Origin of the sequence: Candidatus Nitrosotalea okcheonensis, from assembly GCF_900177045.1 — an archaeon.
GTDB lineage: Archaea > Thermoproteota > Nitrososphaeria > Nitrososphaerales > Nitrosopumilaceae > Nitrosotalea > Nitrosotalea okcheonensis.
In genome coordinates, this window is sequence record NZ_LT841358.1 from 569,057 (window position 1) to 594,739 (window position 25,683).

The 25,683-nt window shown below is 38.2% G+C and carries 24 protein-coding genes and 1 pseudogene; 13 read left to right on the plus strand and 12 right to left on the minus strand.

The window, feature by feature from the left end:
- Positions 1 to 61 precede the first annotated feature (61 nt).
- A complete protein-coding gene (locus tag BQ3481_RS03470) occupies positions 62 to 517 on the plus strand; it encodes a RidA family protein (protein ID WP_157926995.1) in 456 nt (151 codons plus the stop codon).
- Here BQ3481_RS03470 and BQ3481_RS03475 read toward each other — a convergent pair.
- Positions 510 to 1,490, minus strand: coding sequence for a DHHA1 domain-containing protein (locus BQ3481_RS03475; RefSeq protein ID WP_157926996.1), 981 nt, complete (start codon positions 1,488 to 1,490; stop codon positions 510 to 512). The two genes, BQ3481_RS03470 and BQ3481_RS03475, sit on opposite strands and share 8 nt — an antisense overlap.
- A 34-nt stretch (positions 1,491 to 1,524) precedes the next feature.
- Entirely contained in the window at positions 1,525 to 1,755 is a 231-nt protein-coding gene (locus BQ3481_RS03480; RefSeq protein ID WP_157926997.1) for a hypothetical protein, read from the minus strand.
- A 136-nt stretch (positions 1,756 to 1,891) separates the two neighbouring features.
- On the opposite strand from BQ3481_RS03480, the gene BQ3481_RS03485 reads away from it, so the two are divergent.
- Complete coding sequence (locus tag BQ3481_RS03485; RefSeq protein ID WP_157926998.1) at positions 1,892 to 3,064, plus strand: citrate/2-methylcitrate synthase; 1,173 nt, start codon at positions 1,892 to 1,894, stop codon at positions 3,062 to 3,064.
- A gap of 112 nt (positions 3,065 to 3,176) precedes the next feature.
- The gene (locus BQ3481_RS03490; protein WP_157926999.1) at positions 3,177 to 3,686 is read left to right on the plus strand and encodes a hypothetical protein; all 510 of its coding nucleotides are present in this window, start codon (positions 3,177 to 3,179) and stop codon (positions 3,684 to 3,686) included.
- 90 nt (positions 3,687 to 3,776) lie between these two features.
- Here the strand turns inward: BQ3481_RS03490 and BQ3481_RS03495 are convergent, their stop codons facing one another.
- Positions 3,777 to 3,983 carry a hypothetical protein gene (locus tag BQ3481_RS03495; RefSeq protein WP_157927000.1) on the minus strand — a complete coding sequence of 69 codons (207 nt, stop codon included), beginning with the start codon at positions 3,981 to 3,983 and terminating at the stop codon, positions 3,777 to 3,779.
- Positions 3,984 to 4,057: 74 nt separating this feature from the next.
- On the opposite strand from BQ3481_RS03495, the gene BQ3481_RS03500 reads away from it, so the two are divergent.
- The gene (locus BQ3481_RS03500; protein WP_173848075.1) at positions 4,058 to 4,444 is read left to right on the plus strand and encodes a hypothetical protein; all 387 of its coding nucleotides are present in this window, start codon (positions 4,058 to 4,060) and stop codon (positions 4,442 to 4,444) included.
- Here the strand turns inward: BQ3481_RS03500 and BQ3481_RS03505 are convergent.
- Positions 4,433 to 5,656 carry a glycerate kinase type-2 family protein gene (locus BQ3481_RS03505; protein WP_157927001.1) on the minus strand — a complete coding sequence of 408 codons (1,224 nt, stop codon included), beginning with the start codon at positions 5,654 to 5,656 and terminating at the stop codon, positions 4,433 to 4,435. The genes BQ3481_RS03500 and BQ3481_RS03505 overlap by 12 nt on opposite strands.
- A 179-nt stretch (positions 5,657 to 5,835) precedes the next feature.
- On the opposite strand from BQ3481_RS03505, the gene BQ3481_RS03510 reads away from it, so the two are divergent.
- The 3 genes from BQ3481_RS03510 (at position 5,836) to BQ3481_RS03520 (ending at position 8,579) form a co-directional block, all read left to right on the plus strand.
- A complete protein-coding gene (locus tag BQ3481_RS03510; RefSeq protein ID WP_157927002.1) occupies positions 5,836 to 6,357 on the plus strand; it encodes a PEFG-CTERM sorting domain-containing protein in 522 nt (173 codons plus the stop codon).
- A 48-nt stretch (positions 6,358 to 6,405) separates the two neighbouring features.
- A complete protein-coding gene (locus tag BQ3481_RS03515) occupies positions 6,406 to 7,350 on the plus strand; it encodes an iron-containing alcohol dehydrogenase (protein WP_157927003.1) in 945 nt (314 codons plus the stop codon).
- A gap of 143 nt (positions 7,351 to 7,493) precedes the next feature.
- Entirely contained in the window at positions 7,494 to 8,579 is a 1,086-nt protein-coding gene (locus BQ3481_RS03520; RefSeq protein ID WP_157927004.1) for an LLM class flavin-dependent oxidoreductase, read from the plus strand.
- Between the two features lie 316 nt (positions 8,580 to 8,895).
- On the opposite strand, the gene nuoB is transcribed toward BQ3481_RS03520, so the two are convergent.
- The 7 genes and pseudogenes from nuoB to BQ3481_RS11950 form a co-directional block, all read right to left on the minus strand.
- Complete coding sequence (gene nuoB / locus BQ3481_RS11930; RefSeq protein WP_449240202.1) at positions 8,896 to 9,681, minus strand: NADH-quinone oxidoreductase subunit NuoB; 786 nt, start codon at positions 9,679 to 9,681, stop codon at positions 8,896 to 8,898.
- Positions 9,681 to 11,300 (minus strand): hydrogenase large subunit, encoded by a 1,620-nt coding sequence (locus BQ3481_RS03530; RefSeq protein ID WP_157927005.1) that lies wholly within the window; start codon positions 11,298 to 11,300, stop codon positions 9,681 to 9,683. Before BQ3481_RS03530 ends, nuoB begins: the two co-directional genes overlap by 1 nt.
- The gene (locus tag BQ3481_RS03535; protein WP_157927006.1) at positions 11,297 to 12,790 is read right to left on the minus strand and encodes a hydrogenase 4 subunit F; all 1,494 of its coding nucleotides are present in this window, start codon (positions 12,788 to 12,790) and stop codon (positions 11,297 to 11,299) included. Before BQ3481_RS03535 ends, BQ3481_RS03530 begins: the two co-directional genes overlap by 4 nt.
- On the minus strand, positions 12,790 to 13,455 hold the full coding sequence (locus tag BQ3481_RS03540; protein WP_157927007.1) for a hypothetical protein: 666 nt from the start codon (positions 13,453 to 13,455) through the stop codon (positions 12,790 to 12,792). The genes BQ3481_RS03535 and BQ3481_RS03540 overlap by 1 nt, the downstream gene beginning before the upstream one ends.
- An 8-nt stretch (positions 13,456 to 13,463) precedes the next feature.
- On the minus strand, positions 13,464 to 14,405 hold the full coding sequence (locus tag BQ3481_RS03545) for a respiratory chain complex I subunit 1 family protein (RefSeq protein WP_157927008.1): 942 nt from the start codon (positions 14,403 to 14,405) through the stop codon (positions 13,464 to 13,466).
- Complete coding sequence (locus tag BQ3481_RS03550) at positions 14,398 to 16,014, minus strand: proton-conducting transporter transmembrane domain-containing protein (protein ID WP_231911853.1); 1,617 nt, start codon at positions 16,012 to 16,014, stop codon at positions 14,398 to 14,400. Before BQ3481_RS03550 ends, BQ3481_RS03545 begins: the two co-directional genes overlap by 8 nt.
- A 168-nt stretch (positions 16,015 to 16,182) precedes the next feature.
- Positions 16,183 to 16,443 (minus strand): annotated as a pseudogene (locus BQ3481_RS11950) (hypothetical protein); the annotation flags it as partial.
- Positions 16,444 to 16,583: 140 nt separating this feature from the next.
- Between BQ3481_RS11950 and BQ3481_RS03555 the strand changes: the two are divergent.
- Positions 16,584 to 16,850: a hypothetical protein gene (locus BQ3481_RS03555; RefSeq protein ID WP_157927010.1), complete on the plus strand. Its 267-nt coding sequence runs from the start codon at positions 16,584 to 16,586 to the stop codon at positions 16,848 to 16,850.
- A 240-nt stretch (positions 16,851 to 17,090) separates the two neighbouring features.
- Here the strand turns inward: BQ3481_RS03555 and BQ3481_RS03560 are convergent, their stop codons facing one another.
- Complete coding sequence (locus tag BQ3481_RS03560; protein ID WP_157927011.1) at positions 17,091 to 17,498, minus strand: hypothetical protein; 408 nt, start codon at positions 17,496 to 17,498, stop codon at positions 17,091 to 17,093.
- Positions 17,499 to 17,572: 74 nt separating this feature from the next.
- On the opposite strand from BQ3481_RS03560, the gene BQ3481_RS03565 reads away from it, so the two are divergent.
- From BQ3481_RS03565 to BQ3481_RS03585, 5 genes are read left to right on the plus strand one after another with little or no spacing between them, the layout of a single operon-like run.
- Complete coding sequence (locus BQ3481_RS03565) at positions 17,573 to 18,205, plus strand: pyridoxamine 5'-phosphate oxidase family protein (RefSeq protein ID WP_157927012.1); 633 nt, start codon at positions 17,573 to 17,575, stop codon at positions 18,203 to 18,205.
- A 53-nt stretch (positions 18,206 to 18,258) separates the two neighbouring features.
- A complete protein-coding gene (gene uvrB, locus BQ3481_RS03570; protein ID WP_157927013.1) occupies positions 18,259 to 20,199 on the plus strand; it encodes an excinuclease ABC subunit UvrB in 1,941 nt (646 codons plus the stop codon).
- A complete protein-coding gene (gene uvrA, locus BQ3481_RS03575; RefSeq protein ID WP_157927014.1) occupies positions 20,192 to 23,011 on the plus strand; it encodes an excinuclease ABC subunit UvrA in 2,820 nt (939 codons plus the stop codon). Before uvrB ends, uvrA begins: the two co-directional genes overlap by 8 nt.
- Positions 23,001 to 24,584 carry an excinuclease ABC subunit UvrC gene (gene uvrC, locus BQ3481_RS03580; RefSeq protein WP_157927015.1) on the plus strand — a complete coding sequence of 528 codons (1,584 nt, stop codon included), beginning with the start codon at positions 23,001 to 23,003 and terminating at the stop codon, positions 24,582 to 24,584. The genes uvrA and uvrC overlap by 11 nt, the downstream gene beginning before the upstream one ends.
- A gap of 12 nt (positions 24,585 to 24,596) precedes the next feature.
- Positions 24,597 to 25,673 carry an SPFH domain-containing protein gene (locus tag BQ3481_RS03585; protein ID WP_157927016.1) on the plus strand — a complete coding sequence of 359 codons (1,077 nt, stop codon included), beginning with the start codon at positions 24,597 to 24,599 and terminating at the stop codon, positions 25,671 to 25,673.
- Positions 25,674 to 25,683 lie beyond the last annotated feature (10 nt).

A 25,683-nucleotide genomic window follows, 5' to 3' on the forward strand; every position in this document is an offset into this window, starting at 1 on the left:
TGGTTTTTCATATCATCATATATCAATATATTAAAATCACGACCATGCAAGAGAGGTTACCGTGATCGAAGAAAACCTAGCGTCATTGGGTATTTTGCTTCCAACACCACCCAAGCCTGCTGGCTCGTACATCCCAGTTGTAAGAACAGGCAATCTCATCTTTGTATCAGGACAAATACCAATGAAGGATGGACAGGTGCAATTCAAGGGACAGGTTCCAACAAGCATCTCCATAGAAGATGCTCAAAAGGCAGCCAAGTTATGCATTACAAATGTTTTAGCACAGATTAAAGCAGAGATTGGTACTCTGGACAAAATAACAAAGATTGTGAAAGTTTCAGGATTTGTCAACAGTTCTCCAGAATTTTACGAGCATCCAAAAATAATCAATGCAGCATCTGATCTTTTGTTTGCAATTTTTGGAGAAAAGGGAAAGCATGCAAGAATTGCAGTAGGAGTTGCGAGTTTGCCTCTAAATTCAGCAGTAGAAATTGATCTGGTAGCAGAAACTACTTGAGTTTTGAATTAAATTTTTTCAGGAATATGCCCATTTTTTCTTTCGGTATGACCGCACCACATGCTTTATCATGTCCCCCGCCAGAACCGCCAAGCTCTGTTGCCAATTGGTTTACAATCCTGCCAAGATGTATCTTGCATGACTTTGCACCTCTTACTGATACTGCATAGATTCCTTGTTCCTCCCGTAACTTGTATGACACACCTACTTCTTTTCCGGACAAACCCAAGACAAAGTTTACTGCCATGCTTGCACCAGAGTCTGTGACTTCCATATAGGAGAGATTTTTCATTTTTTTCATATTGTCTTTGACTTTTTGTATCACGCCAGAGATTCTCTCTGCTTGTATTCTTGCAAATTCAAACGTATTGTTTATCTGATGCGGGTATTTTGAATCACTGAGCTCATCCACCAGATATAGAAGAAATTCCGGATCCTTTTGGTGGCTGGTAATTGTAAATGTGAGAACTGTCGCTTCCAGCAATACAAACTGCCTGTCAAATCTTTGCAACTGTGCAGCACCAATTGGCCTGTCTTCCATATAATCAGTTACTGCAGCACATGCTGCAAGAAAAGAGCCATAGTCTGACAATTTGGGCTTGAATGCATTATACACCTGAACGGTTGTACACTCGTTAATAGTATGAATTAGTTTCACTTTTAATGCCTTGATCTTCTTTTTTATGGATTCTTCAATATCATGATGGTCAATGTATGTTATTGTTACCTTATTTTTTCTCAATGCCTTTAACAGTTCAATGAACTGGTCTTGATTTGACTTGCTCAGCCCAAGGTCACATATGTATAATGTCTTTAGTTTTTCATCACTTTTTAGCGCTTCAAGCTCATTCATTAGTCCGGGATAGTCCACTAGCTTTGTTTCTCCGCCAAATGCTTTTCTGATTAGTGATGCAGAGCTTATGCCATCAGCATCTTCTTTATGTGAGACACAGACAACTCTAGTTCTTGCCATGGATTATTCACGGGATAGAACACCCTCATTTAAACTAAAAAACAGGCCTAGCCTTTTTCAAGCTCATATATGTTTTAAATTCCGCAACAAGTGTCTGATGCCCCTTTACATCTTGCAATACTACACAATACATATCATAAAACGATATTCCAAGCAACCTAGACTCCCGGTCAAGATCAGAAATCTCTTGTAAGATTCTAGGATCCTTTGTCTCCACCACAAAATTATCCACCATGCGTACAAATTCGTCATCCCACTGGCTCATTTCTAAGGAAAATAGGATAAATTTTGCTATAATTGCCAAAGTTGTTAGATTAGACCAACTGCTTAATTTTTTATTTACAAATTAGGATACTAACAAATTAGCAATAATTTAATACATATTTTTTCCATTATAACCCGTGCAGACAAAGAATATCGGACTTCGAAATATCGAGGTGGCAGATACCAAGATTTCTGCAATAGATGGCATAAATGGAAAGCTCATCTATAGAGGCTATGATGTTTTAGACTTGGTAAAAAAATCAACCTTTGAGGAGACAGCGTGTCTTTTGCTCAACGACGACCTGCCAACTCAAGATGTACTGTCTTTATTTTCAGAGAAATTGGTAACAACCCGTGAGATTCCAGAGGGCTTGGAAAAAATGTTAAGAAGTATGCCCAAGGCTGCAAATCCAATGGATGTACTCCAATCTACCGTATCCATGATGGCAGTGCATGATACCGAAAAAGTAGATGATAGGATAACTAACTATAGCAGGGCCATCAATTTGATTTCAAAGATTCCAATCATTGTGGCATGTTGGGACAGGATTAGAAACGGCCAAGAGATAATCCAACCGTCAAAAAAGCTAAATCATGCCGGCAATTTTCTATACATGCTTACAGGAAAAGAGCCAGATACAGAGACTGCAAGAATTTTTGATATTTGTCTGATATTGCATGCAGAGCACAGTTTTAACGCGTCAACATTTGCGGCACGCGAGGTAGCATCAACACGTGCAAATATGTATGCGGCAGTCAGTGCTGCAGTTGGTGCACTAAGCGGAGAACTGCATGGTGGTGCAAACTTTCAGGTAATGAAGATGCTCTTAGAGATTGGATCTGAGGAAAAAGTCGAACCGTGGATAAAAAACAGGCTGGAAAAGAGTCAGAAGATAATGGGCATGGGTCATGCGGTATACAAGACATTTGATCCAAGAGCAGAAGTTCTCCGAGAGTTGTCAAGAAGACTTGCAGAAAAGACAGGACAGCCATGGTATGCCATTACAAAAAGAGTTGAAGAAGTCACAGAGGAGGAGATGAAAAAAATCAAGAGTTCGGATATTTTTCCAAATGTTGACCTGTACAGCGCATCAGTATATTACATGTTAGGCATCCCAATGGATCTCAACACGCCAATATTTGCAATATCTCGCGTGTCAGGGTGGACATCTCATATAATAGAAGAGAAATTTGCAGAGGCTGCACCAAAACCAATGCTTTACAGGCCAAAGGCAGTGTACGTTGGGAAATATTGTGGACCATCAGGATGCGAGTATGTGTCCATCGAAAAACGCCTGACACAAATTTAGACAGCAATTCAATTTCCTAGTCTTTAGTTTCAAAAAAACACAGATGCATAATGTATGCAAACTATAGAAAAATCTCACTGCGTCTTTAGATAGATCAAAAACAGTATAGATAATGTTGGAAAACGCATTTGGAACAAAACCCATTCCTGGCAAAAGTATGCTTGCATTGGTGTTTATTTCCATCTTGTTTGCATCACTTGGCATATCAACAAGTCAAGCATTTGCAATGGGTCAAGCACCATCAACATGCTCCAACCGATATGATGGAACAATCACCGCCATGAAAATAATTGTAGGACATAGAACATATGATCCAATAACAAATCCAGATACAACATTTCAGTTGAGAAATGACCGATCATATACGGTAACATTCACCATCCACACAACAAATCAAAGCTCTCAGAATAACACGCTTGCTGGAGACACATGGTATGACACCAGTTCTCCAGGATACCAATTAGGTGAGTGTGTCACAGGTGCAGGTTCAAATCAAGATGTCGCAGTGACTGTAACTGAAACACATCCAGGCAACATTGCACCACAGACAATACAGAATGTTTCATGGAAGACTCTGATGCCAGGAGATATAACATATAACATAAAATGGATCAATCCCTAGTATGTCACGGATGAGTCCTACCAATTTTAATTTTTATTTGAGCAATCAAATCGGTGATAATATTTTTTAAAAATCAAGTGAATGAATTGGCTAGTTTCTATTTGCAAGCCAGTCTTTTGCTTTAGAATCTACATCATGTCGATGCAATACATGAAACACCATTTCATAAAATGTGATTCCTCTTTTTTGTGCCTCGCAGTCAATCCATTTTAATCCCTCTGCAAGCTCTGGATCATATTCTGAGAAATCAACAAGTTCGTCCACCATGTTTGTAAAAAATGAATTTGCTTCTAACACGGTTAACAAGTTTTCATTTTTCTTATTCAGTAGTATACAGAAAATATATTGACATATTTGGTAAATATGTTGACATGGAGCACATTTATTTTTTTGACGGTGATCAAAAAAAGATCTCTTGGATAATTGAAAACATTCAATCAAGATCAAAAGAGAATAGAATACATGCAGAATATTTTTACAATGTTGTTACACCGGAGCAATCAAAATACATCGCATTACATGTTGGAATTTTTTGGGGAATTGGGAGATTTATAATAAAAAAAGGTGACGTGATCAAAGTAATGCTGGATCACAAATCAATGTTTGATCGTCTTGCGAAAAAGGAACTAACTGATGATATTTTCATAGAAAGAAGAATTAAATTCATTGATCAGATAATCAAACAAAGAGATCTCGATGTCAGATACCAATCAATAGATCCAAACGAAAACAAGGCAACCAAGTTACTATTTTCGTAACACAAGACCAATATCCATCAAGTTGGTTCCGGTAGAACCAGTGAAAACAAGTCCGCCATATTTTTTGAAAAAGTTGTACGAGTTGTTATTATCAAGATATCGTTCCATGGAGTCTATTTTTTTACCAGATTGCCAAATTGCGCCAGCACATTTGGTAGTACCGTCAATTCCATCAGTACCAACTGATGTAATTACAATGTCATTTCCTTTCTTTGATAGATCAAGGGTACAATGTAAAACTAATTCCTGATTTCGTCCGCCTTTTCCTTTTCCAGTTACAACAACAGTGCTTTCTCCGCCAAAGATCATACAATTTTTTTTGTTACCAGAAAATGCTCCAGATATTTTTGAGCCAAGATCTTTTACATTATCAGAAACACAACCGAGAATTTTAGTAGAGTAGTCAAGATCTTTTGCGCGCAATTTCATCACTTCAAGACAGTCTTTGTTTGTTGCAATGACATAATTTTGTATTTTTACTTTCTTAGGAGTTTCTTTGATCTTTCCTTTGACTCCAAGATCCACATGATACAATACTCTCTTTGGAACAAGTTTTTCAACATGGTATTTTTTTAGAATCTTTTTTGCATCTGCAAACGTTGTTTTATCATAGTATGTCATTCCAGATGCAATACTAGATGGATCATCGCCCACCACATCAGACATGATAAGAGACACAGCGTCAGATCTTAGATATGTCACCATCTTGCCACCCTTTATCTTTGAGAGGTGTTTTCTGACACAGTTGATCTCATGTATACTAGCACCACATTTTAGCAAAAGACTTGTTGTTGCCTGCTTTTGTCCAAGTGTTATACCATCAGGCATGCAAACAAGCGACGACGCCCCACCAGATATTAAAAATATCAAAAGATCGTTCGGTGTTGTTTTTCCAAGAAACTCTACGATCTTTTTTGCTGCAATCAGGCTGTTCTTGTTTGGGATTGGATGACCTGCTACGATCATCCTGAATTTTTTGTCCATTACCTTGATTTTATTCGGAACTACCAATATCCCACCGTCAATACGAGTCAGCAAATCAACTGCACTTGTCATAGAATAGGCTGCTTTACCCATTGCAACGACAAGGACACGATCATACTTTTCAAGATCAATCTTTCTGCCAGGCAAAATCAAGACATCATCTTGAATGATTTTTTCAAGATACCGTCTCGGATTTGCAGCATCAAGGCCTGCTTCAATTATAGACAAGGCGTCTTTTTTTGCAGAATTTGTTGATAAAGAGCGGAAATTTTTAATTATCGTTTATTGTCACCGTACAACAAATAAAATTTGGCTAATTTTGAGTCTTTTTGTTTCTATTTTGGAAAAATTTGAGTTCATTACCTTTGTTACACTTTTTTTATATATCCCAGCCTACAAGCCATATCGTGTCAAAGTCTAGAAATGGTGCAAAGGCATCAATATTTGGCGTACTAGGAGCTTTGGCCATCATGACAGTAATCCTAGTCCCTGCTTATGCAGACCCGATTGTTAAACCAACCAGTGCTGGAACACTAAACATCAGTTTTGAAACAAATCCTGCAACTCCAAATCCGGGAGATCAGACAGAGCTTAAGATTAGTTTTCTAAACAAGCAGAATACAGTTCAGCAGCACATTGACTACAGGGTTTCTATGACACAGGGAGGTAACCAGGTATTTGGAACACAGGTGACACATACAGCAGAGGGTTCAGTTAGCATTCCTTTCCAGTTTCAATCAGCAGGAACATACCAAGTCACAGTTGAAGTTCAAGGAATATTATTCCAGCCTATTCCTCCAGAGGCAGCAAGTTTCACAGTTGTGGTTGGCCCATCAGTGCCAGAATTTGGCCCGCTGGCAGGAATGATCATTGCAGTAGCAATAACCAGTGTCATAATAATATCAAAGAAAACCCATCTCCACATCTAGACCGCAAAAAAGGCATGGTATAATAATTGTAGTAGGCGTAGTTTTTCCATGAATACAGTTCGAATGCCAAAGACAATTAATTTCGGTAAAGACGCTTTATCGGAAACACAATATCCAAAGAATGCCCTAGTTGTAACAACAGCACCACCGGATGTATCTGCCAAGTGGCTTGCAAGGATGAATATTCAAGATTACATGTTATATGACAAGGTAGAACCTGAACCATCAATTGAAACAGTGAACAAGGTGATGGCAGAATTCAAGCCAAAGAATCCATCTGTAATAATCGGTCTTGGTGGAGGAAGTTCTCTTGATGTTGCAAAATATGCCGGAATGGAGATGAAGATTCCAAAAATACTCATCCCAACAACATTTGGAACCGGTGCAGAAATGACAACATATTGTGTACTAAAATTTGATGGAAAGAAAAAGCTCTTGCAGGATGAACGATTCCTTGCAGATATGGCAGTAATTGATGCCTATTTCATGGATGGTACACCAGAAGCAATTGTCAAAAACTCCGTCTGTGATGCATGTGCTCAGGCAACAGAAGGATACGACAGTAAGCGAGGAAACGAATTTACCAAGATGTTGTGCAAATCAGCATTTGATGTTCTCTATGATGCAATAATGAACAACAAACCAGAAAACTATCCATTCGGGTCAATGCTTTCAGGTGTCGGATTTGGAAACGCGTCCACAACACTTGGACATGCATTATCATATGTATTTTCAAACGAAGGTGTTCCACATGGATACTCGTTATCATCATGCACTACAATAGCACATAGATTCAACAAGTCCGTCTTTTATGACAGATTCAAAGAGGTCATTGAAAAACTAAAGTTTGACAAACTAACATTAAAGGCACCATTTGATCAGGCGGCAGATGTTGTCATGACAGACAAGGGCCACTTGGATCCAAATCCACTGCCGGTTTCAAAACAAGATGTCATCCAACTTTTGAAGGACATAGTAGACGGTAAACTCTAGTCTACTTTTTCCCTTTATTTTTCAAATTCAGAATATCATTTCATTTTTTTTAGAGTTATAGATACACCAAATCTACAATCATTATCACAATATTACTAAACTTAAATACACCCAATTTGAGACAACAGTGAAGGATTTCGCAAATGCTAAAGTTTGGAATTCAACAGGGACTCAATGTTGCAAGACTTGGATTAAACGAGGATCAAATAATCACTGCTTGTGTTTTAGCAGACAAGACAGGTTATGATTCCATTTGGTATATGGACCACAGCAATGTTCCGCAGTGGGACAAGGCCACAGTAAACGATCCATGGGTCATGCTTTCTGCAATAGCAGCAGTCACACAAAGAGTGGAACTTGGAACCTGTGTAACCGATGCAGTAAGACGACATCCATCAAATATTGCACTTGCGTCAATTACACTTGACAGAGTATCACATGGAAGAGGAACGTTGGGCATAGGTGCAGGAGAAGCACAAAACCTCAAGGAATTCAAGATCCAGTGGGACAAACCAGTAGGAAGATTTGAAGAACAGTTACAAGTCATCAAATTACTTTATGAGTCATCACCTTCTCACAGAGTCAATTTCAAGGGTGAGTTTTACCAGTTAGAAGAAGCGTGTTTGCAGGCAAAGAGTGTTCGCAAGCCAGCACCACCAATCTACATGGCAGCAGGTGCACCAAGAACACTTGCACTATGTGGCAAATATGGTGACGGATGGATTCCAATTGGTTACACGCCAGAGTTGTATGCAGAACATGTAAAATCAATAAAAGCATCCATGAAAGAAAATGGAAGAACAGATGAAAACTTTAACTATGCAGTGGACATAGATGTGTACTTTTCAGAAGATGCCGAGAGTGCATGGGCAAAGATGAAAAATGCCGTAAAGGTTAGCTTGTTCAAGCCAGAGGTTCTCAAGGTTCATGGAATCCAAGATATTGCGGGTTTTGATTTTAAAAAATATTTTACAGAATATTCCATGTCAAACCAAGAATGGATTGTAAAGATGAGAGAGGCAGCTCAAACAATCCCAGACGATGTTGCACGATCATCAATTGGAATGGGTACGCCAGATGACATCATACCGGTCTTTGAGAAATTCATGAAGGCAGGTGTCAATCATTTCATAGTAAGATTCTGGGGTTCAGGATATTTTGGCTCAGTTGACAAGTTTGCTTCGACCATAATGCCGTACTTTAAAGAGCAAAACAATCCAAGAAAATAGTTTTCTCAAATACCCTTTGAGAGTTTTGTTAGCCAAGTTTTTTCATTGTTGTATATCATATCAAATGTTTAATATGTATTAGATCAGGGAATATAGATTTGCTAGGTTTTGTTAATCTAAATTAGATTCTCATTTCAAGCATATCAAACATAACTTAAACAACTGCCTATTTCAGGGTCTTAAAATTATCAAACTATGTCCTTCACGTATACATTGAGTATGATTATACGAAATGATTTTGTTTAGCCTGTCATCTGAAAAATATTTTATATTGTATGTACCTAGTTTTTTCTTACAAGTCGAACAGTAAATCTCCTTAACTTCCATGTGTAATCATCCTGTCAACAGCAAGTAATAATCCCTGAATCAATATTTCGGGCCTAGGCGGACAGCCAGGAATGTAAACATCAACAGGAACAATTTTATCAATTCCACCAGTTGTTGCATAAGTATCACCAAATATACCACCGCTACAAGCACAAGCACCTGCAGCAATTACAATTTTTGGTGTAGAGGTTGCTTCATAGGTTCTCAGCAAGGCAGTTTCCATATTCCTAGAAGCAGGTCCAGTTACCAACAACACATCTGCATGCCGAGGCGACGATACAAAATGAATTCCAAATCTTTCAATATCATATATCGGATTATTAAGAGCAGTAATTTCAATTTCACAGCCATTGCATGAACCTGCGTCAATTTCACGTATTGCAAGCGAACGACCAAATAATTTTCTAATTTTTTCTTGTAATTCTACACCCATTTTATCATAGGATTTGCCAGGTAAATGTTCTAGAGAAGTAGAATATTCAATTAGATGGTTTTTTGTTTTAGTGGGATTTACACACGTGTTTTCTTTTTTAATTAATTTTGGAAAAGATTCCTCACAATAGCCACACATGATACATTTGCCATTATCAAGAGCCATGGTACCGTCATCTTTTTTGGATAAGGCTCTTGTAGGACACACATTTCCCAAATCTTGTTGGTCACTTGCGATTTCGGAGATAAATTTCATCTTTCCTCTATAATTATCGGCAATAATCAAATCGTCAAGAGATCTGGTTTCTATATGATTACCAAGTATTTTTCTAGACTTTTCCATCATAGATCATTACCAGAATAAGAGAGATCCAGACTTTTGTTCACCAGTGGAAAATCTGGCACAATGTCATTTAATACTGCATGTTCCATTATTTTCCAGTTGCAAAATGAGGCAGTTCTGATTTTATATCTAAATATTGAGTTTTTCTCACCCATCATTATCCAGTGAAGTGTCTGCCCCCTATGAGATTCAGCATATCCAAGAGCAGAACCATATGGTGTTATTTCCACAGGAACATCTGTAAATAGACTATCATCAGCAAGATCAAGTGATTCTCTTATGATCTTAAACGAGTCGTGGACTTCATTTATGCGAACTTCAAATCTTGCTAGAACATCACCTGATCTTTTTTCCATTTCAATCTGAGATTGCATGACCTGTTGAGGCGTCCTGTGATTGTGTACAACATAGTTTGCATATGGATGATCATATCTTGTATCTACATCAATCCCTATACACCTAGCAGCAATTCCTACAATACCAAGGTCATGCGCAATTTTCTTTTGTATTATACCTGTATCTTTTAATCTATCCATAAAAGATGATTTTGATTTGAGCATTCCAATTATTTTATCAAAATCAGACAAAACTTCATCAATCCGTTCACGAATTAATTTTTTCTTGCTCTCAGAGATACCACATTTTACACCCCCTATTCTATTTACTCCAAAAAGTAGGCGACTTCCACTCAGAGACTCGTTGAGCTGCATCAGTCTTTCCTTAAGAATATTTAATCTTGCTGCACCAAAAGCAAAACCTGCATCAGTAGAAATTCCACCCAATGTTCCAATGTGATTATAGGCTCGTTCCAGTTCACCAAAAATTGTTCTTATCTTTTTTGCATTATTTGGAATAGAGATTTGTGAAATTTTTTCTATTGCCTGGCAATATGCAGTAGAGTTTGCAACAGATTCATCACCTGAAATTCTTTCAGACAATAACAATGCTTCATCAAGTTTCATAGACTCGGCAAGTTTTTCTATTCCCTTATGAGTGTAGAAAAGACGAGTCTCAAGATTGATGATGTTTTCACCTAAAACGCTGAATCTAAAGTGACCTGGTTCTATTATTCCAGCATGTACCGGGCCAACAGGGATTTCGCAAATCCCATCACCTTCTACTCGTAAAAATGCATACTCTTGTTCCTGTCGTATTGCCTTTGTCATGAGATCAAACTCTTTTCTCAATGGAAACATGTCATTTGGCCAGTGTTCGTGCAAAACTAGCGGCCGCAGGTCAGGATTACCGACAGGAACAAGCCCGAACATGTCCTTTATTTCACGCTCATAGGATGCGGCTGCCGGCACGTGTGAAACAATACTTGGAAAACAGTTGCTTTTTCCTAATGATGTTATAATAAAAATAAAAATGTCTGCATCTAATTTTTCAAACACATATCGAATTACAAAGCCATTACCGTTTTTTTGTTCATCAGTACAGATTATTGTTGCCAGTTTTGTATTCAAATTTTCATAAACATTATTACAGATTATCTGTGTATCACTTACATCTTTTAGATGAATGTATATTTCATTATTTTTGTTATCAATCTTTTTTATTTGGTTTGAAAAACTAGATAATACTTTACCAATATGATTCTCAAGAATTAGCGGATTCATGTAATACCCCCTCCATTAATTATAGATGATGCATTGTGCACCAAGGTTTGTAGTTGTTCTGGAATGTAGAAACCAAAGATTATGACAAGTGAAGCCAATATCATCATTGGGATAATTGCAAGCTTACCCATGTCATCTTTTTTCATTCCCAATACAGGATTTCCAAAGATCATTTTTATCAAATGACGCAAAAATACTGCAAATGTTATCACAAGAAATGCTATCACGAGTATCGTTACAAGAAATTGTCCACTCTGAAAACCTGAACTAAGTACAAGAAATTCACTTAGAAAAATATTGAACGGCGGCATTCCAACCAATGCAAACCCTCCAATCAAAAATAATGCTCCAGTAATTGGCATTACTTTGATGATTCCCTTAATTTTGGACATTACTTTTGTTTCATATTTTTGGCTGACCATACCGCTTGCAAAGAACATCAGCGGTTTTGCTATGGCATGGTTGATTATCTGCAGTATTGCCCCATAGATTCCGAATATTCCGCCAAATCCTATTCCAAGTGACACAATACCCATATGTTCTACACTTGAATAGGCCAACATCCTTTTCATGTCCTTTTGAAAATAAATCGAGGCCGCAGCTATGCCTATGGATACAACTGCAAGTATTATCAGTAGTTGATTCGAGAATGCAGGTCCCAATGTGCCGCTACTCACTATATGAAACCGGATTATTCCATAAAGGGCACAGTTCAAGAGAACCCCCGACAAGAGTGCACTTACTGGAGTCGGTGCCTCACTGTGCGCATCCGGTAGCCAAGTATGCATCGGAGCAAGACCTGCCTTTGTTCCATATCCTACAAGAATAAAGACAAACGCAATTTTTACCAGATTGGGATCAAATAATTTTGAATTGCGTACCATACCTGTCCAGTTCATTGCATCCTCAGAACTTCCTGCATTGATGTTTGCATAGTAGAAAAACACAGTTCCTATGAGAGCAAATGACAATCCGACTGTTGCAATTATCAAATATTTCCATGCTGCCTCTATGGCATTTTCTTTAAAGTATAGCATTATCAAAAGGACCGAAATTAATGTGGTCGCTTCTACAGTAACCCACATCACTCCCAAATTATTTGTGATTGGAACAATTAGCATAGATAGCAAAAAGATACTCAGGCCTTGATAATATCGAACAATGTGTTTGTCATCCACCAATCCAATATCATATTGTCGTCCCATGTAATTTTTTGAATACAATACAGAAACAAATCCCACTATAGATATTGGAAGTAAAATTACTGCTCCAAAAGAATCAATATAGAAAGCATTCCCAAATGCAGAAAGTGTTTTTTCATTTATTATTGTATACAAGATAAAAAATACTTGGATCAGTATAAGAGATGCTGAACAAATGGTTACAATTTCGATTATTCTTTTTTTTCTAAAAATCGTTACAATAATTCCGCCAACTAAGGGAGTCAGAAGAAGAAACACAATTGTAAGATTTGCTGAGATTGAGTTCACTAGTCATCCCTCAGGTTTTCTAACCTGTCCACATCAAGGCTGTCAAATGTTCTACTCATCCTAAAGAGAAGAATTGATGAGATCACTATTCCGACCAATATGTCTGCAAATATACCAACTTCAATTATCAGAGAAACTCCATGTGTTAGAACTAGAGTGAATAGGAAAAGGCCATTTTCTAGTACTAAAAGGCCTACAACTTGGCTTAGGGCAGTTCTTCTATTTACCAAAGCAAAAAGTCCCAAGAAAAACTGGGCCATTGAGACAGGCAAGAACACATTTACCACAGGATCAGATTTGAAAGGAATCTGCTGGCTGAGAAGATATGACATGGTAACAAGGAATGCAGAAACGATGATAGACATACGAAGGCTCAGATATGGATTAAAATTAGTTTTAGATTCAATTTCAAGACTCTTTGTCACATGTGTCAAAACTTTTGGAATTACCAATGATTTTATCACAAGTGTAAGTCCTGCGGCAATGTAAATTTCCCAGATTCCAGTAACATATCCAACGATTGCTGTAACTGCAGCAAGAACAATAGATTGAAGCCGGTATGCATTGAGCCAATCCATGAAACCACGTCTTGCAATGACTCCAAAAGTAGCAATCAACAGTATTGCTCCAGAAATTGTCAAAACATCAAGCTGTATTATTTCCATAACAATCACTAAAGATAGTAAAGTACCAATCCTACCAAAGAACTTGCAATTGCCACAGTAATCAGATCAGGAATTCTAAATAATCTCCATTTTGCAATAGATGATTCTAAAAAGGCAACAAAAATAGCAAATACTGAAATCTTTATGAAAAATATTACAAGTCCAAGACCAAGTGAAGTTACAGAAACTGATGATGAAATTCCCCACGGAGTAAAAATATTTACAATTAATGAAAACAGTATGACCTGTTTTATTGACTGAGACCAATCTATTAACGCCAAACTTTTGCCTGAATATTCCAAAACCATCGCTTCATGCATCATGGTAAGCTCAAGGTGTGTTGCATGATTTCCAAATGGCAAACGACCTGTTTCTCCCAGTATGACAACAAACATGGCAATTGCAGCAAAGATCAATTGTGGATGCGGAAGCAAAGATGAGTTTGATGCACCCTCTACAAGCGTACTCAAGTTTGTCCCCCCATAGGTAAGTGCTACAACAAATATTGCAAGAAAGAGAGCAGGTTCCAAGAGTGCTGAAACCATCATTTCCCTGCTACTTCCAATCCCTCCAAATGTACTAGATGTATCAAGCCCTGCAAGCATCGTAAAGAACCTAGCAAGCCCAAACAGACCAATCACTAGGAGTAAGTCACCTACAAGTCCAAATGGAGAATATGAGAGAAACACAGGTATGAAAAATGCCGCAGTTCCTATTGCAGCAAAGTTTACCCAAGGTGTACACCTGAAGATCCACGAACTCTGGTCAGATACCACCTCATCTTTGCGCATGAGTTTTACCATGTCATAATATGGCTGAAATATACTGGCACCCATTCTTTTCTGCGTCTTTGCCTTTGTCTTCCTCATAATTCCAGTCATCAAAGGTGAAAGTGCCATCAATATCAGAGCCTGAATTATACCAAGTATAATTTCAAGAAAACTAGGCATGACTAAACCTCACAAATATCAAAAGCAAAATGATAGTAATCATAATGTATAACAGATACGAGTTTATTTTTCCAGTCTGAATCTTGCGTACCTTGTCAAGCAGGAAAAGAGTTGAAGAGATTATCGGAGTGTAGAGATTTTCCTCAAAGATATTTTTTGTAGTTGAATTGAATTTCATGGTTTTTACAAGATATGAGTTTGTCGGTATAGAAAATTCCTTGTGTGTTTCATTATGTGGTTTGAAAAGAGATTTGAATACTACACGTATAGGTTGTGAGATAGATGTAGCAGTATATTCCATCCGCTTATTTAGTTTTCCAAATCCACAATCCCATGTACCATAAATTGTTTTTGTTGTTTTTCCACCGACTACACGGATAAAACCAAGGATACCAAGTGCTACAGCAGACAACATTATTGCAACAACGGGCATTGAAAGATTTGCGAAACTTGTCATGGTATTGTTTTTCAGTGCAATTGCATCATACGGGCTAGAAGGTGAAGATGGAAGATGAAATGCTGTACTTAGTAAAGAAATTCCCAAAAATGGTACAATACCAAATAAAATACAGGCAGATGCAAGTATTGCCATACCTGCAATCATGTTACGCGGCACCTCGCAAATGTGTAGTAGAAATGTGCCCCTTGTCTTTGAAAGAAATATCATCGAAAACAATCTAACAAATGTAGCTGCTGCAAGTCCTATTGTCAAAGCAAATGGTAGACTTGCAAATGCAATTGAGATCTGCAGTATTGTGGACGGTATCTGAGAACTTGAAAGAATGGCCTGGAGTCCTAGCCATTCACTTACAAAACCATTGAATGGCGGCAAGCCTGCAATGGAGACTGTGCCAATTAAAAATAACATGGATGTCCAAGGCATTTGTTTTACTAGCCCTCCAAGTTTTTCCATATCCTTTGTGTGAGTAGCATGAACCACAGAGCCAGCACCCATGAAAAGTAACCCCTTGAAGAATGCATGATTTATTGTATGATACATGCTTGCCACAAGAGCCAAGACAGATAATGCATGAAGATTGTATGAAGCAAAAATCACAGACAGCCCCAACCCTATGAGAATTATTCCAATGTTTTCTATACTAGAAAAGGCAAGTGCACGCTTGATGTCACGCTCAACTATTGCATAGAGTATACCAATTAATGCAGAAGCGGATCCCGCAATGACCATGAGTACCCCCCACCATGCGTAATCGGGGGAGGCTCCAAAACCTGCAAAATCAAAGACTGTTCTGATTATACCATATATGCCCATTTTTATCATGACTGCAGACATTAGTGCTGAAACATTACTTGGTGCTGAAGGATGTGCTTTTGGCAACCAAATATGCAATGGAACAATTCCAGCCTTTGTTCCAAACCCGATAAAAGCTGACGCAAATATCAGATCTTTAACTAAATGTGGAAATGAAGATGATGAGGATCTAAAAAAATCAAACCCAAAGTTTCCTGTTTGAAGATATCCTAGTAAAAATGAAACAAAAATAAGCGCAGTTCCAAAGTGTGTCATGACAAGATATGTCATTCCAGACTTGACATTTTCTTCTTTATCATGATCATATATGACCAAAAAGAATGATGTTAATGACATCAATTCCCAGAACATTAGAAAGAAAAATCCGTTGTTTGATCCTACAACAAGAATCATGGACAAAATAAAAATATTAAAAAGAAAACCAAAGAGAGATATTCTTTTTTTAATTTCATACTCTTTTGAATATCCCACAGAGTATAGAGAAACAGCAAATGAAACGATTCCAATCAATAACATAAAGAATGCAGATATGCCATCAACAAAGATTTCAAGATTAAAAAATGGAATTATGTGTGGAACTCCCCATGACAGTGATTTGGTCGTAATTACAGTAATAGAAAACAAGATTGTCAGAATTGAGCCCATCATAGAAGGAATGAAGATCAGAGGTCGTGAAAATCTACCATTCCCAGATACCAAGCCAAGTATGGCTCCTCCTAGAAATAATGATATAGTTAGCTGGAACAAAATCAGATTTTCAATCATTTTTGTCAGCCTGTGTAGCCTTGGATATTATTGAAACAGTGTTTCATAGATTAGGTCTTTGACGCTAAATCTCTGTTTTATGCATTTAATTGTTTATGAGAAAAAGGTATATGTGTATGTATATGTATACATATGTACACATGCAGGACTTCAACAACACAGTACAGCTACTCTCCCAAAAGCCGGAATACCTCAAGACACTTCAACTAGCCGTCCAAAAAGAAGAGGAAAACCTATCCAACAAGCAATACCTAGGATGGCAATGGTTCGATGTAGAAACCCATCCAGCCAAGATTGTCAGATTAGTTACAAGTAGCATAGCAAAAGTGAACTTCAAAACCAACAGTTCCACATGCTACATACTAAAGAATCGGGAATCCGTCAAACGAGCCATCAAGCGATCATAGAATCATAACGAAGAAATTTTGTGAATGGTTCTGTCAAGACAAGATTGAACTGTAATGAAAGACAATTGTTCGAAAAGACTAGCACGGTGTTATTCATAGAAAAGGTGTAGACAAAATCTGTTCAAAGACATCTATTTGAGTACATCCAGTGTAGAATTACCCAGCCAGATTAATTTTGAAATGATAATTAAAAATTATGAAATCTCCACATTGTGTTCTGGAATATTAACAGCTTTTTTGTCAAAGATAGCGAAATATTGTTAGTTTCTCAGAATTTGGTAGATCAGATACCAATGCAAAGTTAAAGAGTGGATAAAATTTCTTGTACTCTTTCATAAAGCTCCATGCAACGTCATGTGTTTTAAATTCAGTCCTAATGCCATCTATCGGGGTTTCCACTCCACATACATCAAATACCTTGATCAGGTATCTTTGTGGCTTTCTGCCGGGTTTTGCTTTCATTAGCCAAGCTATTGCAAACACAAATACTGCCATCATTATTAATGCTGCACCAATCTCCCTGAAATAGACTGCAAAAAATGACGGAATTGTATTACCAAACAAAGTATACACATAGCTTGCAAATCCAACCACGGAACCTACGATCGCGCCTACCAATACACTGGTATATCTCGATCCCTTTTGCATGCCCTATGTTAGAGCCACTTACATTTATCTATTAAAACCATATACAGAAATATCATATCTGATAACAAGAGTTTGTGCAACTGCTTGGAAGACTGGAGATCAGGTCAAAAGAAAAGATAATCGAGTTTCTAAACCACCAAGAAACAGGCAGAATATGCAGTATAGACAAGGATGGATTTCCCCAGATAATACCAATGAATTTTGCCTATACAAACGATGTAATCTATATGCATTCCCATCCTAGAGGAGAAAAACTGGAAAACATAGTAAAAAACTCAAAGGTCGGCTTTGAGGTAGACCGCAGTCTTGAATTTTTGCCATCATACTTTACATCTCCTACTGATGCATCACAGGCAGATACGCTATACATTAGTATTGTAATAAAGGGAAAAGCAAGCCTTGTTTCAGACCCAAAGGAAAAGACTTTGGCATTAAATGAATTAATGAAAAAATACCAGCCTGAGGGAGGATATGAAAAATTGACACCGGACATGAAAGTTGTAGAAGAGGTTGCAATAATCAAGGTCGTTCCAATCACAATGAGAGGCAAGTACAAGATAGGTCAGCATTGGGACAAGAAAACAAGACTAGAAATTGCAAAAAAAATACTGGCGCGTAACAGTCCAACTGCACATGATACAATAAAGACGATGGGCATTATAAATACAAAAGACGGACTACAGATTTCAGAGGAACCCAGTTGGTAAAGATATCATAATACCATTTGCTTTAAATTTGAAACAGGGCCAATTTGTAATGTTTGCTAGAAAATCCAAGCTTTGAACTTGTTGCAGAGTTTACTCCAACAGGAGACCAGCCTCTTGCAATAGAGCAAATTGTTCAAGGAATACAAAAAAAGAAGATCCAGACGCTGCTTGGCGTAACAGGTAGTGGTAAGACGTTTACAGTTGCAAATGCAATTGCCAGGACTGGAAAAAAGACACTGGTCATATCACATAACAAAACACTTGCTGCTCAGCTTTACGCAGAGCTAAAACAGTTTTTCCCAAGAAACAATGTAGGATATTTCGTTTCATATTATGACTATTACCAGCCCGAAAGTTACATAGCCCAGACAGATACATACATAGAAAAAGACACTCAGATAAACGAAAAGATAGAAAAATTACGTCTAGAGGCAACTGCCATGTTACTGTCAGGAGAACCCACGATTATCGTAGCTACTGTATCATGCATCTACTCTCTTGGTTCACCTAGCGAGTGGGAAACCATGGCCATTACAATTGAAAAAGACGCAGACATTGGAAGAGGAACACTTGTCAAGAAACTTGTCAATGCCAGATACGAGAGAAATGATACCGAACTTTTGGCAGGTAGGTTCAGAATCAAGGGCGATACCATTGATGTAATACCGGCATACTCGGACTCGGTTGTAAGGATTTCATTATTTGGAGATGAAGTTGAAAAGATATCAATCTGTGATCCTGTATCATTAAAAGAAAAAAAACAGATTTCAAAGATCAAGATATACCCAGCAAAGCACTATCTTGTTGCCGCAGATGTCAGGAAAACTGCAGTCCAGTCAATCAGAGAGGAACTAAAACAAAGGCTAACAGAATTGCCAGAGCTTGAAAGACAGAGACTTGAGATGAGGACCAAATATGACTTGGAGATGATAGAGGAACTCGGGTATTGTTCAGGAATTGAAAATTATTCCAGACATTTTGATGGAAGAAAACCAGGTGAGCCACCGTTTTGCCTTTTGGATTTTTTTGGAGATGACTTTTTGCTTGTAATTGACGAGTCACATGTAACTCTGCCACAACTACATGGCATGTACAATGGGGACCATACTAGAAAAAAATCTCTGATTGATTATGGCTTTAGGCTAACAAGTGCATTTGACAACAGACCATTAAAATTCGAAGAATTTGAAAAATATATCAGCAATACAATATTTGTTTCCGCAACGCCAAGCGATTATGAAAGAAAGCAAAGTTTCCAAATTGTCGAGCAACTAATCAGGCCAACAGGACTTGTAGACCCCACAACCGAGATAAGAAAAACAGAAAATCAGATGGATGATTTGATTTTAGAAATAAAAAAACGGACAGAAAAGAACCAGCGCACATTAGTCACTACATTGACAAAAAGAATGGCAGAAGATTTGGCAGAGTACCTGTCAAAACATCAAGTAAAGGTTCGTTATTTACACTCTGAGATTGAAAACTTGCAGAGAACCGAGATAATCAGACAGCTCAGACTCGGTGAATTCGATGTCCTAGTCGGAATCAACCTGTTAAGAGAAGGCCTTGACATCCCAGAGGTGTCCCTTGTTGCCATACTTGATGCAGATAAGGAGGGATTTTTGAGAAATGTAACTAGCTTGATTCAGACATTTGGAAGAGCAGCAAGAAATGTAGACGGTGCGGTAATCATGTATGCTGATAAAAAAACACAATCCATGACACTTGCAATATCAGAGACTGACAGGAGGAGAAAAAAACAGTTGGAATACAATCAAAAAATGGGAATCATCCCAACCGGCATCACAAAGGCAATCCCACAGCAGACAATTGTACTAGATGAAATAAAACACATGTCAAAGCATGATATACAGACGATGGCAATAGAAATAGAGGCAGCCATGAAACGCTATGCAGAGGAGCTTGACTTTGAGCACGCAATTGAATACCGTGATAAACTAACAAGGATACAAAAACAATTACGAAATGAATGACAAGTTAATTATCCGAGGTGCAAGGGAGCACAATCTAAAGAATATCAACGTAGACATTCCAAAGAATAAACTGGTGGTGATTACAGGACTATCAGGATCTGGAAAATCAACGCTTGCATTTGATACAATATATGCAGAAGGTCAGAGAAGATACGTCGAATCACTTTCGGCATATGCAAGGCAGTTTCTTGAAATGATGAACAAGCCAGATGTTGATTCTATCGAAGGGCTATCTCCTGCAATATCAATTCAGCAAAAGACCACAAGTAAGAATCCAAGGTCTACAGTTGGAACCATAACAGAAATTTATGATTATCTCAGACTATTGTATGCAAGAATTGGTACACCCCACTGCCCCAAGTGTTCAAGAAAGATATCAAATCAATCAGTTGAATCAATTTGTGAATCAATCCTAAAAGAGTCAGAAGGAAAAAAAATCTTGATCTTGGCGTCACTTGTCAGAAGGAAAAAAGGAACTTATGAAAAATTATTTGAGCAAGTAAAAAAACAAGGGTATTCCAGAATCAGGATTGATGGGGAAATTATAGAGCTTGCTGGGGATCTTCCAGTACTGGATAAACAAAAATGGCACAATATCGAAATTGTTGTTGATAGAGTCAAGGCATCGTGGGAAGAAAAAAGTAGGTTGTATGAATCAATCCAGACTGCACTCAAGGCAGGCAAGGGTGATGTGATGGTTGCCGACACAGAAGAAAAGGTCTTCTCCCAAAATAATGCATGTCCATTTTGTGGAATTTCAATAGGCGAGTTAGAACCAAGAGGTTTTTCATTCAACTCACCATTTGGTGCATGCAAGACATGTCATGGCCTCGGGGTAAAGATGGAGTTTGAGCCAGACTTGCTAATACCAGACAAGACAAAATCAATACTAGACGGGGCAATAGTTCCATGGTCAGGCAGGTTTTCATCATTTAGAAGACAGACATTACGAGATGTCGGAAAAAAATATGGTTTTGATCTTATGACTCCAATCAACAAGATGAGTTCAAAACAGCTTCAGGTAATATTGTATGGAAGTGAGGAAGCAGTCAGGTTTTCTTACGAATCCCAGTCTACTGATTCCAAGTGGGAATATACCAACAATTTTCATGGTGTAATACCAAGTCTTCAGAAAAACTTTGCGGAGACTGATTCAGAGTCAAAAAGAGAGGAATTGAGCAAGTTTATGAGAGAGACTCCATGTAACTTGTGTAAGGGCCGAAGACTCAAGGACGAAGCATTGTCAGTTTCCATAAACTCGCTTTCAATCATGGATGTCTGTGACTTGTCAATTGATTCGTGTTACGAATTTTTCAAAAATCTTCAGCTGAGCGAGACAGAAAAATACATTGCAAAATCCATCCTAAAAGAAGTACTGTCAAGGCTTGAATTTTTAAAAAATGTGGGACTGAATTATCTTACGCTTAACCGCGTTAGCTCTACACTGTCAGGCGGAGAGGCCCAGAGAATCAGGCTTGCAACACAGATAGGATCAAACCTAACAGGCGTACTATATGTTCTTGACGAGCCCACAATAGGATTGCATCAAAGAGACAATGCCAAACTAATCAAGACTCTAACAAAACTTCGCGACCTTGGAAATACCATACTTGTTGTCGAGCATGACGAAGAAGTAATGCGAAGCTCAGATTGGATAATTGATCTCGGTCCATATGCAGGAGTCCATGGAGGAAACGTGGTCTTTGAAGGGACAATAAATGAAATTCTAAAAAATGAAAAGTCAGTTACTGGAAAATATCTCAAAAACCATGATGCTATAAAACTTGCAAAAAACAAACATCCGCAGAAAGGCAATCTTGTTCTCAAGGGCGCATCAGAGAACAATCTCAAAAACATTGATGTTGAATTTCCTCTAGGCATGATGATCACAGTAACAGGAGTATCAGGATCTGGAAAATCAACACTTGTAAATGACATATTGTACAAGGCATTGGCAGCCGACATTTATGGCTCAACAGACAGGCCTGGAAGACATAGAAGCATATCAGGAATGGGCGAAATTGACAAGGTCATAGGTATAGACCAGTCCCCAATAGGTCGCACTCCACGCTCAAATCCTGCCACGTACATTGGAGCATTTACGCCCATTCGAGAATTATATGCAGGAACTGAGCTATCAAAGGAACGAGGATACACCCCAGGGCAGTTCTCATTTAACGTTGCAGATGGCAGATGTTTTGCATGTGAGGGTGACGGGGTCAAAAAAATAGAGATGCAGTTTCTATCAGATGTCTATGTAGTATGTGACGAGTGTAAGGGCAAGCGTTACAATTCTGAGACACTTGCAATACATTACAAGGACAAGAACATATCTGACATTCTTGCAATGACGGTAGAGGAGGCGCTAGAATTTTTTGCAAACATTCCTTCAATTCAGAGAAAGTTACAAACAGTATCAGATGTTGGACTAGGATACATAAAGCTTGGACAAGCAGCCACAACATTATCAGGTGGAGAAGCCCAGCGTGTAAAACTTGCATCAGAACTGTCAAAACGCGACACTGGCAGAACTGTCTACATCCTAGACGAGCCAACAACTGGGCTTCATTTTGCAGACGTCCAGAAATTGCTGGAAGTTCTAAACAGACTGGTAAATCTTGGAAATACAATAATCATAATAGAGCACAACATGGATGTAATCAAAAACTCTGACTGGATAATTGACCTTGGTCCAGAAGGTGGAGATGGTGGTGGGACAATTGTTGCAACAGGTACGCCAGAGCAAGTTGCGCTAAACCCTCGAAGTTACACTGGCCAATACATAAAACGCATTTTAAAAAATGACTCTTGATATCTCAAAGGTATCAATTCCGTCACATCCTGGCATATACATCATGAAGGATGAAACAGAAAAGATACTATACATAGGCAAGGCAAAAAATCTCAAAAATCGAGTCAAGTCATATTTCTTGAAAAACCAAAACTACAAGACACAAAAACTGGTGGAAAAAATTACAGACATTGAGTTTATTTTGACAGATAATGAGGAGGAGGCCTTTTTGCTAGAGGCAAACATGATCAAGCGCTATAGGCCACCGTACAACATAGAGCTCAAGGATCAGCAAAGATACACCTACCTGAGGATTACTAATGAAGAGTTCCCTCGTCTCATGGTAGCAAGAAGAACAAGGACCGGGCAGTTTTTAGGGGGAGGTAAAATGTATGGCCCCTTTACACATGGAAGTTCAAAGATGCTTTCAATTGGTCTTTTGCGCAAGACATTCAAGATACGGATATGCAAGAAACTTCCAAAGGAGGCATGTCTTGAATATCATCTTGGAAACTGTGATGCTCCATGTCAGTTCAAGCAAGCTCGGGAAGATTATAATAAACACATTTCGGATCTTGAGTCAATCCTAAAAGGTAAACAACGACTAGAAGACTTTGTCAAAAATCTAGAAAAAGAGATGATTCAAGCATCTGAGAATCGCCAGTATGAAAAAGCAAAGGAGATTCATGAGACATTGCAAAGACTCGGCAATCTTCAAGTCAGGCAAAAAATGGAGTCCCCTAGAATAGGCACTAACGAAGAATATTTTGGCATAAAAACAAAAGATCAGACTGCACACTTGATGAGCTTTCGCCTAGCAAACGGAGTGATAAAGGACAGAAACAAGTTTTCGTTTGACTTGGTAGGTGACAATACATTTTCTAGCTTTTTATCCCAGTATTATTCCACAAACCCAATTCCAAGATATGTAATAGTAAGTGAGATGCCAGACAAAAAAGAGGTATTAGAAGAGGTGTTTGCACGCTCGTCAGGATTTACGGTACACATAACGGTGCCAACAACTGGAAAAAGGCGCGAAATAATTGATCTTATCATGAAAAACATATCACTTGAGATAACAAAGGGTGCAGACCCTGCACTTGTCGAACTTCAAGAGAGACTTGGGTTACAAGACATCCCAAGAATAATAGAATGTTTTGACATTTCAAACCACGGTGAAGATTATGCAGTGGGCTCCATGTCATGTCTTGTTGACGGAAAACCTCAGACATCAGGATATAGAAAATTTAAGATAAAAACAGTACAAGGACACAATGATTTTGCAATGATAAATGAGATAGTCAAGAGGCGTTACTTGAGATTAAAAGAGGAAAAATCAAAGATGCCAGACTTGGTACTAATTGATGGTGGACGCGGCCAGCTAAATGCAGCACTTGATGCCATACATGCGATTGGGGTGGACATACCATGCGTATCGCTTGCAAAAGAGAATGAAGAGGTCTATCAGCCAAGAGTCAGCAAACCACTAGTCATGGCAAAAACCAATCCAGCACTAAAGATCTTGCAGCATGCAAGAGATGAAGCGCACAGGTTTGGGGTTGCATACAACAGAGCAATCCGCAAATTTACATGATGTTACTAGTTTTTGAAATTTCAATTACTTGTTGTCATGTTTTTTCAAGTATGCACCTTACCTGTTGTACCGCCCTTTAAATTCCAGGACGTATCAGTAGTAACAGGTGCAAAAAAAATGTCTGGACAATATTCATCATCTAACTTTGCAGAAAAACTAGTCAAGCAAAAAGGATCGGGTTATCATGTCATCATAGGGGTACTAGTTCTCATCATCGGTCTTGCCATAGGCATGGCAACTAGTAATAATCTGATAACATATGGAACACTTGTCATAGGCGTATCATTAATCATTTCTGCATTCTTGATGATTATCAATCAATATGAGAGAGCTGTAATACTACGATTGGGAAAATATCAAAGACAAGTTGGTCCCGGCATTCAAACAAGATTGCCTTTTGCAGATAATATTTTAGTTATCGATATACGAGAAAAAGTAAGCGAATTCAAGGCTGAGAGAATGTTGACAAAAGATAATGTTCCAGTAACTATCGATGCAATACTTCGCTACAAAATAATTGATGAGCGTGCAAAAGATGCAATACTAAATGTGGAAAACTTTAACCAAATGATACAACAAGTATCACAAACAACGCTTCGCAATAACATCGGTTCTTCGCAATTCCAAGATGTGCTTTCAAAAAGAGAAGAAATCAATCAGCATGTAAAAACAATAATTTCAGCAGAAGCGAGCAGTTGGGGAATTGAAGTAACAGGCGTGGAAATTCGTCAAGTCATAATTCCGCAAGAGTTGGAATCAGCCATGTCAATGCAGGCACAGGCGGAGCGTGAGAAGAGTGCCAGAGTGACATATGGCGAATCAGAGATACTAGTCGCAAAAAAATTTGAAGAGGCAGCAAGAGTGTACGCAGATAATCCCGTAGCATATGCACTACGACAATCCAACATGTTGTATGAATCAATTAAAGTGCAAGGAAATACAATTGTCATGATCCCATCAGAGTCATTAAATGCAATGGGATTTGGAAATTTGGGAACCACTATAGCATATCTTGAAAGTACTAAAAAGGCAGTGACACAGCAAAAATCAAAAGACTCCCAAGCCAATCAAGAGAATGGTTCACTGTAAGAATATTTTC

What these genes read in the sequence shown, in the direction of transcription:
- BQ3481_RS03480 (WP_157926997.1), bottom strand. Translation starts at nt 1,755, where the DNA reads ATGAGCCAGTGGGATGACGAATTTGTACGCATGGTGGATAATTTTGTG.
- nuoB (WP_449240202.1), bottom strand. Translation starts at nt 9,681, where the DNA reads ATGGAAAAGTCTAGAAAAATACTTGGTAATCATATAGAAACCAGATCT.
- BQ3481_RS03540 (WP_157927007.1), bottom strand. Translation starts at nt 13,455, where the DNA reads ATGGAAATAATACAGCTTGATGTTTTGACAATTTCTGGAGCAATACTG.
- BQ3481_RS03555 (WP_157927010.1), top strand. Translation starts at nt 16,584, where the DNA reads ATGCAGGACTTCAACAACACAGTACAGCTACTCTCCCAAAAGCCGGAA.
- BQ3481_RS03530 (WP_157927005.1), bottom strand. Translation starts at nt 11,300, where the DNA reads ATGAATCCGCTAATTCTTGAGAATCATATTGGTAAAGTATTATCTAGT.
- BQ3481_RS03520 (WP_157927004.1), top strand. Translation starts at nt 7,494, where the DNA reads ATGCTAAAGTTTGGAATTCAACAGGGACTCAATGTTGCAAGACTTGGA.
- uvrC (WP_157927015.1), top strand. Translation starts at nt 23,001, where the DNA reads ATGACTCTTGATATCTCAAAGGTATCAATTCCGTCACATCCTGGCATA.
- BQ3481_RS03545 (WP_157927008.1), bottom strand. Translation starts at nt 14,405, where the DNA reads ATGCCTAGTTTTCTTGAAATTATACTTGGTATAATTCAGGCTCTGATA.
- BQ3481_RS03550 (WP_231911853.1), bottom strand. Translation starts at nt 16,014, where the DNA reads ATGTCATTAACATCATTCTTTTTGGTCATATATGATCATGATAAAGAA.
- BQ3481_RS03475 (WP_157926996.1), bottom strand. Translation starts at nt 1,490, where the DNA reads ATGGCAAGAACTAGAGTTGTCTGTGTCTCACATAAAGAAGATGCTGAT.
- BQ3481_RS03500 (WP_173848075.1), top strand. Translation starts at nt 4,058, where the DNA reads ATGGAGCACATTTATTTTTTTGACGGTGATCAAAAAAAGATCTCTTGG.
- BQ3481_RS03490 (WP_157926999.1), top strand. Translation starts at nt 3,177, where the DNA reads ATGTTGGAAAACGCATTTGGAACAAAACCCATTCCTGGCAAAAGTATG.
- uvrA (WP_157927014.1), top strand. Translation starts at nt 20,192, where the DNA reads ATGAATGACAAGTTAATTATCCGAGGTGCAAGGGAGCACAATCTAAAG.
- BQ3481_RS03560 (WP_157927011.1), bottom strand. Translation starts at nt 17,498, where the DNA reads ATGCAAAAGGGATCGAGATATACCAGTGTATTGGTAGGCGCGATCGTA.
- BQ3481_RS03515 (WP_157927003.1), top strand. Translation starts at nt 6,406, where the DNA reads ATGAATACAGTTCGAATGCCAAAGACAATTAATTTCGGTAAAGACGCT.